Annotated in this window: 14 protein-coding genes; 10 read left to right on the top strand and 4 right to left on the bottom strand. The window is 47.0% G+C overall.

Features of this window, described 5'->3' with window-relative positions; translation table 11 throughout:
- The first annotated feature begins 16 nt into the window (after window positions 1–16).
- From EOO49_RS12920 to EOO49_RS12955, 8 genes are all read left to right on the top strand, one after another.
- Window positions 17–400 (top strand): VOC family protein, encoded by a 384-nt coding sequence (locus EOO49_RS12920; protein WP_290846329.1) that lies wholly within the window; start codon window positions 17–19, stop codon window positions 398–400.
- Window positions 401–422: 22 nt separating this feature from the next.
- A complete protein-coding gene (egtB, locus tag EOO49_RS12925; protein ID WP_290846331.1) occupies window positions 423–1,571 on the top strand; it encodes an ergothioneine biosynthesis protein EgtB in 1,149 nt (382 codons plus the stop codon).
- A 5-nt stretch (window positions 1,572–1,576) separates the two neighbouring features.
- Complete coding sequence (locus EOO49_RS12930) at window positions 1,577–2,947, top strand: mercuric reductase (RefSeq protein ID WP_290846332.1); 1,371 nt, start codon at window positions 1,577–1,579, stop codon at window positions 2,945–2,947.
- Entirely contained in the window at window positions 2,944–3,918 is a 975-nt protein-coding gene (locus EOO49_RS12935) for an ABC transporter ATP-binding protein (RefSeq protein WP_290846334.1), read from the top strand. Before EOO49_RS12930 ends, EOO49_RS12935 begins: the two co-directional genes overlap by 4 nt.
- Window positions 3,905–5,467, top strand: a complete 1,563-nt coding sequence (locus EOO49_RS12940; RefSeq protein ID WP_290846336.1) for an ABC transporter permease/substrate-binding protein — start codon at window positions 3,905–3,907, stop codon at window positions 5,465–5,467. The genes EOO49_RS12935 and EOO49_RS12940 overlap by 14 nt, the downstream gene beginning before the upstream one ends.
- A gap of 3 nt (window positions 5,468–5,470) precedes the next feature.
- Window positions 5,471–7,015 carry an MFS transporter gene (locus EOO49_RS12945; RefSeq protein WP_290846338.1) on the top strand — a complete coding sequence of 515 codons (1,545 nt, stop codon included), beginning with the start codon at window positions 5,471–5,473 and terminating at the stop codon, window positions 7,013–7,015.
- A gap of 203 nt (window positions 7,016–7,218) precedes the next feature.
- Window positions 7,219–8,043, top strand: coding sequence for an alpha/beta hydrolase (locus EOO49_RS12950; protein ID WP_290846340.1), 825 nt, complete (start codon window positions 7,219–7,221; stop codon window positions 8,041–8,043).
- A 28-nt stretch (window positions 8,044–8,071) separates the two neighbouring features.
- Window positions 8,072–9,250: a PAS domain-containing protein gene (locus EOO49_RS12955; protein ID WP_290846342.1), complete on the top strand. Its 1,179-nt coding sequence runs from the start codon at window positions 8,072–8,074 to the stop codon at window positions 9,248–9,250.
- A 63-nt stretch (window positions 9,251–9,313) separates the two neighbouring features.
- Here the strand turns inward: EOO49_RS12955 and mnmE are convergent, their stop codons facing one another.
- On the bottom strand, window positions 9,314–10,708 hold the full coding sequence (mnmE, locus tag EOO49_RS12960; protein WP_290846344.1) for a tRNA uridine-5-carboxymethylaminomethyl(34) synthesis GTPase MnmE: 1,395 nt from the start codon (window positions 10,706–10,708) through the stop codon (window positions 9,314–9,316).
- A 155-nt stretch (window positions 10,709–10,863) separates the two neighbouring features.
- On the opposite strand from mnmE, the gene EOO49_RS12965 reads away from it, so the two are divergent.
- Window positions 10,864–11,697, top strand: a complete 834-nt coding sequence (locus tag EOO49_RS12965) for a universal stress protein (RefSeq protein ID WP_290846346.1) — start codon at window positions 10,864–10,866, stop codon at window positions 11,695–11,697.
- 168 nt (window positions 11,698–11,865) lie between these two features.
- Window positions 11,866–13,242 (top strand): NAD-dependent succinate-semialdehyde dehydrogenase, encoded by a 1,377-nt coding sequence (locus tag EOO49_RS12970; protein WP_290846348.1) that lies wholly within the window; start codon window positions 11,866–11,868, stop codon window positions 13,240–13,242.
- A 407-nt stretch (window positions 13,243–13,649) separates the two neighbouring features.
- Here EOO49_RS12970 and EOO49_RS12975 read toward each other — a convergent pair whose 3' ends face one another.
- The 3 genes from EOO49_RS12975 to dnaN form a co-directional block, all read right to left on the bottom strand.
- Window positions 13,650–13,994, bottom strand: a complete 345-nt coding sequence (locus EOO49_RS12975) for a hypothetical protein (RefSeq protein WP_290846350.1) — start codon at window positions 13,992–13,994, stop codon at window positions 13,650–13,652.
- A gap of 58 nt (window positions 13,995–14,052) precedes the next feature.
- Window positions 14,053–14,745, bottom strand: coding sequence for a LipL32 family surface lipoprotein (locus EOO49_RS12980; RefSeq protein ID WP_290846352.1), 693 nt, complete (start codon window positions 14,743–14,745; stop codon window positions 14,053–14,055).
- Window positions 14,746–15,092: 347 nt separating this feature from the next.
- Window positions 15,093–16,211 carry a DNA polymerase III subunit beta gene (gene dnaN, locus EOO49_RS12985; protein ID WP_290846354.1) on the bottom strand — a complete coding sequence of 373 codons (1,119 nt, stop codon included), beginning with the start codon at window positions 16,209–16,211 and terminating at the stop codon, window positions 15,093–15,095.
- Window positions 16,212–16,239: the final 28 nt, after the last annotated feature.

The following is a 16,239-nucleotide window of genomic DNA, read 5'->3' on the forward strand; positions in this document are numbered from 1 at the left end:
CACAACACTATATAGTATGCTTAAAGACAAAAAGGCTTACAGCAGTTTTTCGGTGAACGACATCGAAAAAGCATTCGCGTTCTACAAAGAGACGCTTGAATTGGACATCATCAAAGGTGACATGGGAATTCTCGAACTCCATTTGTCGGGAAACGAGAATGGCGCGATCATCTATCCGAAATCAAATCACGAACCGGCAACCTTTACGATCCTCAACTTTCCGGTTGACGATATCGACGCGACCGTAGATTGGCTGATCTCGAAAGGAATCACGTTCGAACAATACGACATGGAATACATCAAAACCGACGAAAAAGGAATCGCTCGAGGAGAAGAAGGCCCGGAAATGGCGTGGTTCAAAGATCCGGCGGGAAATATTTTGGCGATACAGGGAAAATAAATCGGGCGACCGAAACCGGCAAATGACTTTACAAGAAAATTTCAATTCCATACGCGCGGCCTCTGAAGCGATTTGCAGGCCGTTGCTTACTGAAGATTACTCCGTGCAACCGAGTACATTCGCCTCGCCTCCAAAATGGCATCTGGCGCACGTGACCTGGTTTTGGGAACAGTTCGTACTCACCGAATATCTCGCTGATTATGCCGTTTTCCACGAAGATTTTTCGTTTCTGTTCAACAGTTATTACAACAATGTGGGAAAACGCGTTTTGCGGCCAGTGCGCGGTTTGATGACGCGTCCGAGCGTGGAGGAAGTGTATCGCTATCGCGCTTATGTGAACGAAAGCATGAACAAGTTGTTCGAAAAAGAAGTGTCTGATGAAGTGAAAGCTATCATAGAAATCGGACTCAACCACGAACAGCAACACCAGGAACTTTTGGTGTATGACATCAAGTACATTCTGGGGAATCAACCCACTTTTCCCGCGTATTTAAACGATGTTTTTACATTTGGGAAAGTGACTTCTGCCAATAAATTCCACAAGATCGAAGCCGGAATCTACAAGATCGGGCACGATGGGAACGGATTCGCTTTCGACAACGAATTCGGCAGACACAAAACCTATATCCAGGATTTCGAAATCGCCGACGATTTGGTTTCGAACGCCGAATATCTCGAATTCATAACGGCTGGCGGCTATTCCGACTTCAATTTCTGGCACGACGAAGGCTGGCAATGGGTTACTGAAAATGCCATAAAAGCACCTATGTATTGGCACGAAATCGAAGGAACGTGGCACTATTATGACCTTGGCGGATTAAGAGAATTGGCGGCTGACGAACCCGTAAGACATATCAGTTTCTACGAAGCTTTCGCGTTCGCGCAATGGAAAGGCATGCGTTTGCCGACGGAAGCAGAATGGGAAGTCGCCTCGTCCCGTTTCGATTGGGGACAACTTTGGGAATGGACAAACAGCGCCTATCTCGCGTATCCCGGATATGTCAAGCAGCCCGGTGCGATCGGCGAATACAACGGCAAGTTCATGGTCAACCAAATGGTGTTGCGAGGCGCATCGGTGGCAACTCCGAAAGGCCATAGCCGAAAAACCTACCGCAATTTTTTCCACGCCGACATGCGCTGGCAATACAACGGAATCCGACTCGTAAAATAGAAACTATGACAAAATTCGACGCAATCATCATCGGTTCGGGACAGGCCGGAACGCCTTTGGCCTTCAAATTGGCCGCTGACGGAAAAAAAGTTGCCATAATCGAGAAAGCGAAAGTCGGCGGAACTTGCGTAAACGTCGGATGCACGCCCACGAAAGCTTACGTGGCAAGCGCCAGACGCATTTGGGACGTGGCGCACACCTCTGAATTCGGGATCGAGCTTTCGCAAAAAGCAAAGGCAAATCTCAGGAAAATCAAAGCTCGCAAAGACGAGATCGTCGGCGCGTCGGTGAAAGGCATCAAAAGCGGTCTTGAAAACGACAAAAATGTGACGATGCTTGAAGGCGAAGCGAAATTCGTCTCTGATTTTGAAGTCGAAGTAAACGGAAAGATTTTGTCCGCCGACCGGATTTTCATCAATGTTGGCGCGCGCGCTTCGGTTCCGGAAGCGTTTCAGAACGTCGATTATCTGACAAACGAAAGCATTTTGGAGCTGACCGATTTGCCAAATCATCTGATAATTATCGGTGGAAGTTATATCGGATTGGAATTCGGGCAAATGTTCGCGCGTTTCGGAAGCGAAGTCACGATCATCGAAAAATCGGCCCAAATCATAAGCCGTGAAGACAAGGAAACCAGCGAATCCATACAGCGATTCATGGAAGCCGATGGCGTGAAATTTGCGCTGAACGCCAAAAATATACAGGCGAAAAAAGGGGACAACGGCGCAATCGAAATTACCTTTGAATCAGATTCCAAAGCACTGAAAATAAACGGTTCCCATTTGCTTTTGGCCATCGGACGCACCCCAAATTGCGACACCTTGAATTTATCGGCGACCCAAATCAAGACCGACGAAAGAAACTATATCGAAGTGGACGATTTTTGCCAGACCAACGTCCAAAACATCTTCGCGATGGGCGATTGCAACGGAAAAGGCGCCTTCACACACACTTCTTACAATGATTTTCAGATCGTCTCTGATTACTTATCGGGCAAAAAATCACGCAAAATTTCAAATCGCATCATGACTTACGGCCTTTTCACCGATCCGCCGTTGGGTCGGGCCGGATTGACCAAAAAAGAAGCGCTCGAAAAAGGATTTTCGGTTCTCGAAGGAAAACGTCCCATGTCAAAAGTGAGCCGCGCCGTCGAAAAAGGCGAAACCAATGGCTTCATGAGCGTAATCATCGACGAGAAAACCGACAAGATTTTGGGTGCCGCGGTTTTGGGAGTCGGAGGGGACGAAATCATTACGAGCATCCTCAATGTAATGTCGGCCGACAAACCTTACACGCTGATTCGAGACACGATGGTCTTGCACCCGACAGTTTCCGAATTGATCCCGACGCTTCTCGAAACGCCCAAAAAAGTATGATCGAAGTCCGCCATGTGAGTAAATCTTTCGGCAAGAATCTCGTAGTCGAAAACATTTCGTTCACCGTAAACCAAGGCGAGAAGCTGATTTTGCTCGGCGTGAGCGGTTGCGGGAAAACCACGACGCTCAAGATGCTCAACAAATTGATCGGCGTTTCCCAAGGCTCAATTTCGATTGACGGAATAAACATCAAGGACAAACCGTCCGAAAAACTCCGGCGGAATATCGGTTATGTGCTGCAACGCAATAGTCTGTTTCCGCATTTTACGGTGCTCGAGAACATTTCGGTTGTTCCGAATCTGCTCAAATGGGAAAAAACCAAAATCGAGGAACGAGCGAAAATCCTGCTTGAAAAATTCCATCTTCCGCAAGACCGACTGTCGGCTTACCCGAAGGAATTGAGTGGAGGAGAAGCGCAACGCGTCAATCTTGCCCGCGCTTTGGCCGCCGATCCGCCCATTTTGCTCATGGACGAACCTTTCAGCGCCCTTGACACGATCACGCGAAAAGCCATGCGCAACGAGTTCGTCGAACTAGGGGAATTCAGGGAAAAAACGATCGTAATGGTCACGCATGACGTCCAGGAAGCTTTCGAGATCGGCGACAGGATTTGCTTGATGAACAACGGAAAAATCGTGCAGATCGGAACACCAAAGCAATTGCTGTTTGCGCCTGCGAACGATTTTGTCCGGGATTTCCTGTCGAATTCGTACCTGCAATTGGTGTTGACTGTGACGCGTTGCAGCGATATCTGGTCGTTTTTGGACGGTTATCGGGAAACCGAAAATGAAAACGGCACTGAATTTTCTGCGCAGATTTCGGTCGCTTCGGCACTCGAACTTTTCAAGGACAAAAACGATCCTGACAAGAAAATCAAGATGCGCTGGCAAGATTTTGTGAAAATGCTTTCCGTTTCAGACTTGCTCCAGGGATTTGCCAATTATAAAGCCGAAGCCGATGCAGGAACCTGACACTTTCTGGGAATTCGTCTCTAGCCAATGGGCGAAATTGGGTGAGCAGACTTTGCAACATCTCGGGCTCACGCTGTTTTCTTTGTCGATTGCGGTGATCGTGGGCGTTCCGCTTGGGATTTTCATAGCCCGAAAAAGAAAAATCGCGCCGACAGTACTGAACATCACCGGGATTTTACAGACGATTCCGAGCATGGCGCTTTTGGGATTCATGATCCCATTGTTGGGAATCGGGCCGAAACCTGCCATTTTCGCTTTGTTCCTGTATGCGCTTTTGCCGATCGTGCGCAACACCTATATCGGGATAACCGGTGTCGACGCCGACGTAAAAGAAGCCGCCTCCGGAATGGGAATGACGTCTTTCCAATCGCTGTTCAAGGTTGAGATTCCGCTTGCTTTTCCGGTAATCATGGGCGGAATCCGGACGGCGACGACCATAAACGTAGGCGTGGCGACACTTGCGGCTTACATCGCTGCCGGCGGTTTGGGCGAATTCATTTTCGGCGGAATTTCGCTCAACAATACGAACATGATTTTGGCAGGCGCGATTCCGGCGGCTTTATTGGCGATCGCACTCGATTTTTTGTTGGCGCGGCTGCAAAAAGTGAACCTGGCCAAAGTCAGGAAAACGCTTTTTGCACTACCGGCGGCGTTGGTCGTTTTTTCGCTGCTTTTTGCGTTCCGAACTGTTGAGGACAAAAGTCTGCTGGCGGGATTTACGCCCGAATTCATGGGACGTCAGGACGGCTTTTTGGGATTGCAGCAAAAATACGGCTTCGACATGCGTACCGTCGTGATTGACGATGCGATGATGTACAAGGCGTTATATGAAAACAAACTCGATGTGATCAGCGGATACAGTACCGACGGACGTATCAAGGCGTTCAATCTGGTCGCACTCAAAGACGACAAAAATATTTTTCCTCCGTATTACGCTGCGCCGGTTGTGCGTGAGGAAATCCTGCAAAAATATCCGGAAGTCGAAGAAGCGGTCAATCTTTTGTCAGGCATAATCAACGATTCCATCATGACCGAACTGAACTACAAAGCCGATCATCTGCACCAGAATCCCGAGGCGATCGCAAAGGAATTCCTGCAATCGCAAAAGTTGTGGAAAGCGCCAGGTGCCAATCCGAAAGGAAAAATCGTCATTGGATCCAAAATTTTCGGCGAACAATACATTTTGAGCGCGATGTATGCGATGTTGATAAAAGGTCATACGAACCTCGATGTGACGACCAAAACCGGGCTTGGCGGAACCAAAATCTGCTTCGATGCACTGACCAACAAACAAATCGATCTGTATCCGGAATATACGGGAACCGGTTTTTTGGTTTTGCTGCAACCCGACGAAAAAACCGTAGACGGATTGATCAAAGACAAAAATGCGGTATACGATTTCGTGAGTAGCGAATTCCATACGCGGTATCGGTTAAAATGGCTCAAACCGATCGGTTTCAACAACGCTTACGTGCTCATGATGCGAAAAAAACATGCGGATGAACTCGGCGTTTCCACAATTTCAGACCTGCTTCGGCCCAATCCATAACTCATGGCGACCATTTCCTTGAAAAGTCCTGACGGAAAATGGCTCATGGTTGCCACAATCATGGCCTCGGGCATGGCATTCATAGACGGAAGCGCGCTAAATGTCGTGTTGCCGTCGCTTCAGCAAACATTTCGAGCCACAAGTGCCGAACTTTTCTGGGTGCTCAATTCCTACCTGTTGCTTTTGGCGGCCCTCGTCTTGGTAGGTGGCGCTTTGGGCGATTCGCATGGACGCAAAAAAGTGTTTATGTATGGGATCGCGATTTTCATGATCGGATCGGTTTTGTGCGGATTTTCACCAAACGTCGGCGTTCTCATTGCTTTCAGGGCAATACAAGGAATTGGAGGCGCACTCATGATTCCCGGAAGTCTTTCGCTGATTTCGTCCTCCATAAACGAGAACGAACGCGGAAAGGCCATCGGGACTTGGTCATCGATTACCACGATGGTGAGCATCGGCGGGCCTATCCTTGGCGGATTTTTGGGCGATCACGGTTTGTGGCGCTATATTTTTTTCATCAATGTCCCGATTGGAATTGCCGCGTTGTTGATTTTGTGGAAAAAAGTCAGGGAAACGGAAAACGAGGAAAAACGATCCATCGATTTCGCGGGCGGATTCTTATTGGCGTCAGGCTTGGCGTTGCTGACTTTCGGATTTTTAAGAGCGCCCGAAGTAGGTTTTGGAAACTGGCAATCGTTTGGCGCTTTGTCGCTCGGATCTGTTTTTCTCATCACATTCCTTATCGTCGAATGGAAGTCGCTCCAGCCCATGATGCCACTCGAATTGTTCAGGAATCCGACATTTTCCGGAGTGAACCTTTTGACGCTGTTCCTATACGCCGGACTGAACGCCGCAATGTTGTTCATGAGTCTGAACCTGGTGCAGATTCAGGGATATTCCCAAATGGAATCGGGTATGACTTTCGTGCCGTTTACGATAATCATGGTACTGATTTCAAGGTTTGCCGGAAGTCTCGCCGACAAGCACGGCCCGCGTTGGCTGCTGATTTTGGGGCCGTTCACCGTTGGGATCGGAATGCTTGTTTTGTCTTTTATCGGGCAAACGCAAGGGCCCAAATCGTACTGGCTTACTTTTTTTCCGGGCATCCTGATTTTCAGCACGGGAATGGCTTTTACGGTCGCACCGCTGACGACGGCTGTCATGACTTCGGTACAATCGCGATTTGCGGGAACGGCTTCTGGCGTCAACAATGCGATCAGCCGTGTATCGAACGTTTTGGCCAACGCCATTTTTGGATCTTTGGCGTTGGTGCTTTTTACGGCTGCCTTGCAAAGTCGGCTCGCGGATTCCGGTTTCAGCGAAAGCGAAAAATCAGAAATTTTGGCGCAGGCCGTCAATCTGGGAAATGCGAAAGTTCCATCGGGAATCGAAATGAAAAAACGCTCCGAAATAACTCAGCATTTCCACGCATCCTTTATCGAATCGTACCAAAATATCATGTTGATCGCCTCGAGCTTGTGCTTTGTGGGAAGTTTGGTTTCGGTGTTTTTCGTACGCAGAAAAGATTTTGTGCCAAATGATCCATAGAACTTGCTATAACCTCTCGATACGTGAGGCGTTAAATTCCGTCTGGATCAACGTCTGGAAGCAGGATGAGTATGACTATTGGTGTCGGAATTAAATTGTCCGTTGCGACTTTAGTTGCGGGCACTGACTGGAAAAATTGTGGTGACACATAGCCTTTTTATTCGTTAACTTAGCGAACACTTCAAAATAGCTGTTCCCAGATTATGCACAATCCAATTATCGAGCGAAATAATGTAAAAATACTTGGATCAGGGGAGCAAACGTTGCTTTTTGCCCATGGGTTCGGATGCGATCAAAATATGTGGCGTTACATTATTCCGTCGTTCGCCGGGAAATACAGAATCGTCTTGTTTGATTATGTAGGTTGTGGAAAATCTGACGTGTCTGCCTATAATATTGAAAAGTATGCATCGCTGGATGGGTATGCCCAAGACATTATCGATGTCTGTCATAGCTTGGATCTCGAAAATGTGATTTACGTAGGTCATTCCGTGAGCTCGATGATTGGAGTTCTCGCCTCTGTCAGGTATCCTGAATTATTTAGCTCGATGGTTCTCATCGGGCCATCGCCGTGTTACGTGAATGATGCAGGCTATGCCGGAGGATTTGACAAAAAAGATCTTATCGACCTTTTGAATGTCATGGAAAGTAATTACATAGGCTGGGCAAGTTTCCTTGCGCCTGTTGTCATGAAGAACGAGGAAAAACCTGAACTTTCTCAAGAGTTGGAACAAAGCTTTTGTTCGACTGACCCTTTTATCACCAAGCGTTTTGCCGAAGCGACATTTTTTTCGGACAATAGACGCGACTTACCCAAAATTGATGTTCCCGTTCTAGTGCTTCAATGTTCAGATGATGCCATCGCACCAGATTATGTTGGTGAATATACCGCAGGAAGCATCGCAGGAAGTGAGTATGTCAAAATGCAGGCCACGGGTCATTGTCCTCATTTGAGCCATCCTGAAGAAACCATTGATCTCATAACCAATTTTTTGCAAAAAACATATTCAACTGTTCAATCAACATAGCAACGATACGGACGTGACTTACGACGCGATGCCATGCTATCTCTTTTCGTTTTCGAATGACGGGACGATTTTACGTATCAACAGGACATTTCTCACAGATCTTGGTTATTCGGCCGGGGAAGTAGTAGGCAAGAAAAAACTGGAGCAACTACTTACCGTTGGAAGTCGGATTTTTTTCCAGACGCATTTTTATCCCTTGATAAAGATGCAAAAAAAAGCAAACGAGATTTTCCTCTCGTTTTTGACAAAGCAAGGTGATGACATTCCGGTTTTGTTGAACGTCGTCGTCGCGGAGTGTGCAGACAAGATCGAGATGCATTGCGGCGGCATGCAGATCTCAAGACGCAACCAGTTCGAGCGGGAGCTTCTGGAGGCCAAAAATATTCTCCAAAAGGCACTTGACGAAAATGCCGAACTTATTGCCACGCGAGACAAGCTAAAAAACGCGGAACGGAAACTGGAAAAACAACTGCAGAAGCTACACGATAAAAGTATCGACCAAATCGAACTTAACAAAGTGCTGACGCACGACCTACAGGAACCTTTGAGGAAAGTCAACCTTTTTAGTAGCAAGCTTTTACTCGATCTCGACCCAAATATCAAACCGGAGTCATTCGAGGCACTTCAAAAAATTACCGTTTTTGTCGATCGCGTTAGGCAATTATTGGACAGCCTGAATAAATTCAATTCTCTAGACAGCATGAAGATGGCGAAATCTAAAATCGATTTTGCTGAAATTGTGGATGTCGTCATAAAAAAGCATTCCATTGATGCCTCCAAAGCAATTCACTTTACAGGTAACGCGCTCAAGTCAAGCTCGGGTGCTGTTTTTGTTTCCGATTTCAAATTATTGGTGGATCTGTTCGATGAACTTATCAAGAATGCGCAAAGGTTCGATAGTGCTGACCTACCGAATCTGAAATTCAGGATAAGTACTGATGTTGTAAAGCTCAACGTTTTTTCCAAGAACGAAAGCAGATTTCAATATGAAGATCGCCTCCGCATCATTTTTGAAGAAAACTGCTCGAGGAATTATGGTTTGGAGGCCAACGCTTTCCAACTTTTTAAATTGTCCAATCTGGTTGTCGACGAACTCGGGGTAGGGCTGTCCTATTGCAGGAGGATCGTCCAAATACTGGGAGGCGATATTGTTGTGTCGCCAAAGGAAATCGGGGCGGTTTTCACGATCACTTTTCCACTTGAATAGCATTGCCGACTTGTCGATTGTATATCAGCACCTCAATGGAGAAAGCCTGCTGTTGTCGCGTTGTTACTTTCCGATGCAGAAATTCGCAAAAATATTCCCCAAAAGCTCATCATTGGTAACCTGGCCGGTGATCGTCCCAAAGTGGAACAAAGCCTCGCGGATATCGATTGCCATAAGGTCGGCGGGCAAGTTTGTCTGCATCCCGAACTTCACCTTCTGGATTTCCTCCAAAGCTTTAAGCAAGGAATCGTAATGTCTTGTGTTGGTTACAATTGTCTCATTGTTTCGGAGTGCGCCCGTATTTACGAAAGAGATCAATTTTGACTTGATTTCCTCAACCGAAACATTGTTTTTAGCCGATATCAAAACGATGTCCGGAATCTCGATTTTGAGTCGGATCTGGTCTTCGTGCGACAGTTTATCCGACTTGTTTCCGATAACCAACAGTGGCGTTTGCGGATATTGGTTCCTGATTTTCCCAATGTCGGATTTCACGCCGTCAAGCGGATTTTCGAGCGTGAGATTTCCACCGTCCAGCAAGAGCAAAACCACTTGGGCCGCGGCCATTTTCTCGAAGGTTTTCTGGATTCCGATGCTTTCCACGACATCGTTCGTCTCGCGGATTCCGGCTGTATCAATGAACCGGAAAGCCATGCCCGCGATCACGAGTTCGTCCTCGATCGTATCGCGCGTCGTTCCGGCGATGTCCGACACAATCGCGCGTTCCTCGTTCAAAAGTGCGTTCAGCAAAGTCGATTTGCCAACATTCGGTTCACCTACGATCGCCACGGGAATCCCATTTTTGATCACGTTTCCAACGGCGAAAGAGTCAATCAGGCGTTTCAGTACAAGTTCGATGCGGTCGAGCAGGTCGCGAAACTGGCTTCTGTCGGCGAATTCCACATCTTCTTCCGAAAAATCAAGTTCGAGTTCTATCAGCGAAGCGAAATTGAGCAATTCCTGCCGTAAATTGGCGATCTCGTTCGAGAATCCGCCGCGCATTTGTTGCATCGCGACCTGGTGCGAAGCCTCGTTGTCGGAGTTTATCAGGTCGGCGACAGCTTCGGCTTGTGATAAATCCAGTTTTCCGTTGAGAAAAGCGCGCAGTGTAAATTCGCCCGCATTGGCCATTCGGCAACCTTTTCGCAGTAACAATTGTATGATTTGCTGTTGGATGTATGTCGATCCGTGGCAAGAAATTTCTACCGTGTTTTCGCCCGTGTAAGAATTCGGGCCTTTGAAAATAGACACGAGCGCTTCATCCAAAGTCTTTTCGCCGTCAACGATCTGTCCGAGGTGGATCGTATGCGATTTTTGTTTCTCCAGATCTTTGTCCTTGATCGATCTGAAAACCGATGCACCTATCGAAATCGCGTCCAATCCCGAAATCCTGATCACCGCAATCGCGCCCGCACCGGAAGGCGTGGCCAATGCGACGATGTTGTCCTGATTTATCATGGCGCAAAATTACGCAAATAAGAAATGGTTTTTAGATTTTCAGATCATCGGATCATCCGCCTATCCGAAAATCAAAAAAAGCGAAAGTTAATATTTCACAAAAGCCCAAAACGGCCTCGCGTTCTTTGCCTAACTTTAAGCAAACAACCAAAACCATGTTGAAAAAAATCCTGTTTCCGACCGATTTTTCGGAGGCTTCAAAAAACGCTTTCGTGTACGCGCTCCAACTCGCCAAGCACATAGAGGCCACGATCGTCACGCTCCATGTTTATGAGATGCCGGCGGCGAATTACGTCGATGTTCCGGCTTATCTGATGGAAGTTTACGATACGGTCGAACTTGCGAATTTCGAGAATTACAAAGGACAGATTCCGGTTTTGCGCCAGATTGCGTTGGCCAACGGATGCGAAAATGTGCCCATTGAAAACGTTTTGCTAGACGGCGATTTGGTGAATTCCATCCTTCAGATCGTCAAAACCGACAACATCGATTACGTTGTCATGGGCACCAAAGGCGCATCCGGCGTCAAGGAAACTTTTTTGGGGACTTCGACGGCAAACGTGATGACGCGCACGAACGCTTTCGTTTTGGGCGTTCCCGAAGATTCCACTTATACTCCGATACGGAAAATCACCTTTACGACGCGTTTCCGTGAAAAGGATTTACCTGCGTTAAAACAGCTTTTGCCGTTGGCCGAGGCTTTTGGCGCGACGATCGATTGTCTGCACGTAAACACACCGGCATCGGACGCGAAAGAAGTCGTAATAGCGAATTGGCAATTGCTGATGAAGGACAAAAACGTGAATTTCCACATCATCGAAAACGAGTTTGTCGAGGAAAGTATTCTTGATTTCATCCACCAGAACGGGTCGGATCTGCTCGCGCTTCTGAATCACAAACGCGGATTTTTCGAAGGACTTTTCCATACGAGTCTGACCAAGAAGCTGGCTTTTCATTCGAGGATTCCGGTTTTGGCGATCCATGAATGATTACTAATTAATAATTGATAATGAATAATTAATAATTGGTCGGGAACGATTTACCGACAAATAACGAATAACGAATAACGAATAACGAATAACGAATAACGAATAACGAATAACGAATAACGAATAACGAATAACGAATAACGAATAACGAATAACGAATTCTTTTATATGCCGATACAGACCATAAACCCATACAACAATCAACTCGTCGAAACGTTCGAGGAATTGACTGACGAACAACTCGAATCCAAAATCTCCAAAGCGCACGAAACCTACAAAATCTGGAAAAATACGCCTTTGCAAAAACGAATCGAACTGCTCAAAAAAGTGGCTTCCATCTTTCGGCAGAAAAAATCAGAACTCGCAAAACTGATCACGCTCGAAATGGGAAAACTCATTGCCCAAAGCGAATCGGAAGTTGAAATGGTAGCATCCGTTTACGACTATTACGCCGAAAATGCAGCGGAATTTCTCGAAGACCGACCAATGGAAGTCAAAGATGGAAAAGCTTTCGTAAGGCTTTCGCCGATGGGAATCATTTTAGGCGTCGAACCCTGGAATTATCCATATAACCAAGTTGCGAGATTGGCCGCTCCAAACATCGTCGCCGGAAATGTCGTGCTGATCAAACACGCCTCAAACGTGCCACAATGCGCCCAAATGATCGAGCAGGTTTTTCGCGAGGCCGGCGCGCCCGAAGGCGTTTACACGAATTTGTTCCTGGCCGGAAAACGCGTTTCGAAATTGGGCGAAGACGAGCGAATCGTTGGGATGTCGCTTACCGGAAGTGAAGCCGCGGGTTCCAGTCTGGGTGAATCGGCGGGAAAAAATCTCAAGAAATCGGTTCTCGAATTGGGCGGAAGCGATGCTTTTGTCGTGTTGGAAGATGCCGATTTGGATCTTGCAGTCGAAAAAGCTTACCTCGGACGATTCTCGAATACCGGACAAGCGTGCACGTCTGCCAAGCGATTCATCGTTCTGGAAGCGGTCGCCGACGAATTCATCGAAAAACTCAAGGACAAAATTACAGGTTTGAAAGTTGGCGATCCGATGGATCCGGAAACCGAAATCGGGCCAATGTGTACTGAGGACGCGTTGAAGAATCTCGACAAGCAAGTCCAGGAAACGGTCAAGGCCGGAGCGACGGTCTTGGCAGGCGGAAAACGCATCGATAGGCAAGGAGCATTTTACGAGTTCACGATCCTTACCGACATAAAACCCGGAATGGTCGCGTATCACGAGGAACTTTTTGGGCCGGTCGCTTCTTTTTACCGCGTAAAGTCTGAGGAAGAAGCCATCGAGTTGGCCAATGCCACGACTTTCGGGCTTGGTGGCGCCGTGTTTTCACAAGACACCGAACGAGCTATCAACGTCGCAAATCAAATGGAAACTGGAATGATTTTCATCAACGAGAATCTTGCCTCGCGTCCTGATTTGCCTTTCGGCGGCGTGAAACGTTCGGGTTATGGACGCGAATTGTCGCCTTTGGGAATCGAGGAATTCGTCAACAAGAAACTCATTCGCGTGGCCGCCACAAAATCGTGAGCCGCTGACGACAACTTTTTCGAAGTTGCCGCAACAGGTTGAGCTAATAATTTTAACCGCGAATTCGCGAATTTACTCTTGGATATGAGTAGATTCGAAAACTCGCGGTTTATCTTTTCCCCCGTGACGATTTGGCCACGAATTCGCGAATTTACTCTTGGAAATGAGTAGATTCGAAAACTCGCGGTTTATCTTTCCCGTCAGACGATTTGGCCACGAATGCACGAATTTACTCTTGGAAATGTGCGTAAATTCGCGAATTCGCGGTTTAGCTTTTCTCGCAAGAAGATTTGACCAAGACCTTAGCGGCGCAAACTGGCCGTAGGTGATTATCGAAAGTATTGTCCTCAACAACTCGTGTATTAGTGGCCGAAATGACAAGAGTGATTCGCAGTAGAAAGCGTGTTCTATACGCCAGTCAATTTATTGATGTAAGCCAATGTCTTTTCGCCAACTGCTTTTTTTTCGAAGTTGAGTTTTACGGTAAGTTCGCGTCTCACTTCGATAAATTCGATCGCGTCTCCCTCGATTTTTACATTCGATGTACTGAAATCGAAATCCTGCCCGAAAACAGTGTGGCCGAATCCGATAGTCCATCCACCGTTATTTAATTCGCGCACCGGCAAAGGACTTTTGAAACTGAAGTGGTGTGTCGTTCCGTCGAAAGAATAGTCGATGACTTTGGCGATAAAACGCTCCTTGTTTTGTACTTCGCAAACGCCTTGCTGGCCTGTGTATTTTGAGATATCCATAATTTTTCATAAAAAAGCCGCTTGTTTCCAAGCGGCTTCGGTTTTGTAAATAAATTGATTATTTCGCGGCTTTTGCGACATCTTCCGGTTTTGCGGCAACAGCTACTCCAGGCAATTTTACCGGAGCACCTATTTGCGCAAGGAAACTTCCCTGAACTTCGCCTTTTTTGTAAGTCGTGAATCCGACGCGGTACAAGCCCATAACCAACGATTTCGTTGGGTTTGACGTTTCGCTCGTAATACGCATCAAAGAGTTGTATTTGCTACCTGACGGTTGAGCCGGCAGTTCAGAAGAGTCGTCATTCGACTCGATCTTGATCCATTTGGCAGTTTTGGCTTTTGCGGCCACGTCCTCGATTTTAAGGATTCCTTCGGCTCTTTCAAAGGTCACCCAAGTATCGAAAAAGCTTTTGGTGTCAGAAGAGTTCGCAGTAAAATCTGCAGTCACGTAATCTTTGTCTGACGGCTTCATGCCCTCGGGCGCAGGAGAAACCATGCGAATCCCAATTTCGGGAGCCGCAACCGGAATCCAGACGTAGACGTAGTACATCTTTTTGCCGTCTTTGGTTTCGTCAGGCGTCGCGCCCGGTTTCACGAATCCGTAATAGCTGATGACATCCGTGTATGGCACGCGCACTTCTTTGCCCATTAGGCTTTTCTTTCCGAGGTCAGCCCCGAATTTGTCGAGTTTCTGCGCGCTGGCAAACAATCCGGCAAGACAAAGCACGCCGGCTAGAACTTTTTTGTTCATTGGTAATTGGTTTTGGTTGGTTTTCCTACTCGTAAGGCTTTTCGGTTTCCGCCAAGAAAGTGAATTTCTTAATTGGGTGTAATATTAGAACTTTATTGATGAAACTGTTTTCGGAAACATCAGATTTTAATTAACAAATTGCTTTTTTACAGAAGTCATGGCTTATCTGAAAAATCGCGTCCCGTCCAAATTTACCACAATAGTCAAAAGTTTGGAAAGCCGATGAACGAACGTCGGGCGTAAATGGATATTCGGCCGAAGACAACGGACATTCGTAATAACCGGATAAAACAAAAAGACCGCGATCAAATTGAAGGCGGTCTTTTATAAAAAAAATGGTTGGTAGCTTAGCTGTTCAGCATGACTGGCATTACAAGCATTGTCACGCTTTCGCCTTCGTCAAGTCCGTCAACGGGCGTAAGGATTCCCGCGCGGTTTGGAAGCGACATCTCCAAAAGGATGGAATCCGATTGCAGGTTGGTTAGCATTTCGGTAAGGAAACGCGAGTTGAAACCGATCTGGATGTCGTCGCCTTGATAGTCGCAAGTCAATCTTTCTTCGGCTTTGTTGGAGTAATCGATATCTTCTGCCGAAATATTGAGTTCGGTTCCGGCGATCTTTAGTCTGATTTGGTGTGTGGTCTTGTTCGAGAAAATCGCCACGCGACGCACCGAACTCAAAAACTGTCCGCGGTCGATTTGCAGCTTGTTTGGATTTTCCTTCGGAATCACCGCTTCGTAGTTCGGATATTTCCCGTCGATCAAACGGCAAGTCAACACATAATTGTCGAACGAAAAAGTCGCGTTCGAGTCGTTGTATTCGATTTTGACTTCGGCATCCGACGCACCCAAAATGCTTTTCAGGATGTTCAAAGGTTTCTTTGGCATGATGAAGTTCGCTTCCTGGGACGCTTTTACGTCCGCACGAGCGTATTTCACGAGTTTGTGAGCATCCGTGGCAACGAAAGTAAGTCCTTCAGTAGAAAACTGGAAGAAAACGCCTGACATCACCGGACGCAAATCGTCGTTTCCGGCAGCAAAGATCGTCTTGCTGATCGCAGTTGCCAAAACTTCGGCAGGAACGACCGTAGACGAAGGATCGTCCAAACTCACCGAACGCGGAAATTCCTCGCCCGGCGCATAGGCCAAAGCGTATTTACCCGAATTCGAGCTGATTTCTATGGTGCTGTTTTCCTCGACGGTAAACGTCAAAGGCTGTTCTGGGAACGTCTTGAGGATTTCAAGCAACAATTTCGCCGGAACCGCGACGCTGCCTTGGGAAGTCGAATCGATCTCAAGCGTGGCGCTCATGGTCGTTTCAAGATCGCTGGCCGAAACCGTGAGCGTGTTGTTGTCCAGTTCAAAAAGGAAATTGTCAAGGATAGGCAAGGTGTTGCTGCTGTTGATAACACTTCCCAAAACCTGGAGTTGCTTGAGTAAATACGAACTCGATACGATGAATTTCATCTGCAAATTTTATTTTTTAGTCGGAATT

It is taken from the genome of Flavobacterium sp., from assembly GCF_004295795.1.
Lineage (GTDB): Bacteria > Bacteroidota > Bacteroidia > Flavobacteriales > Flavobacteriaceae > Flavobacterium.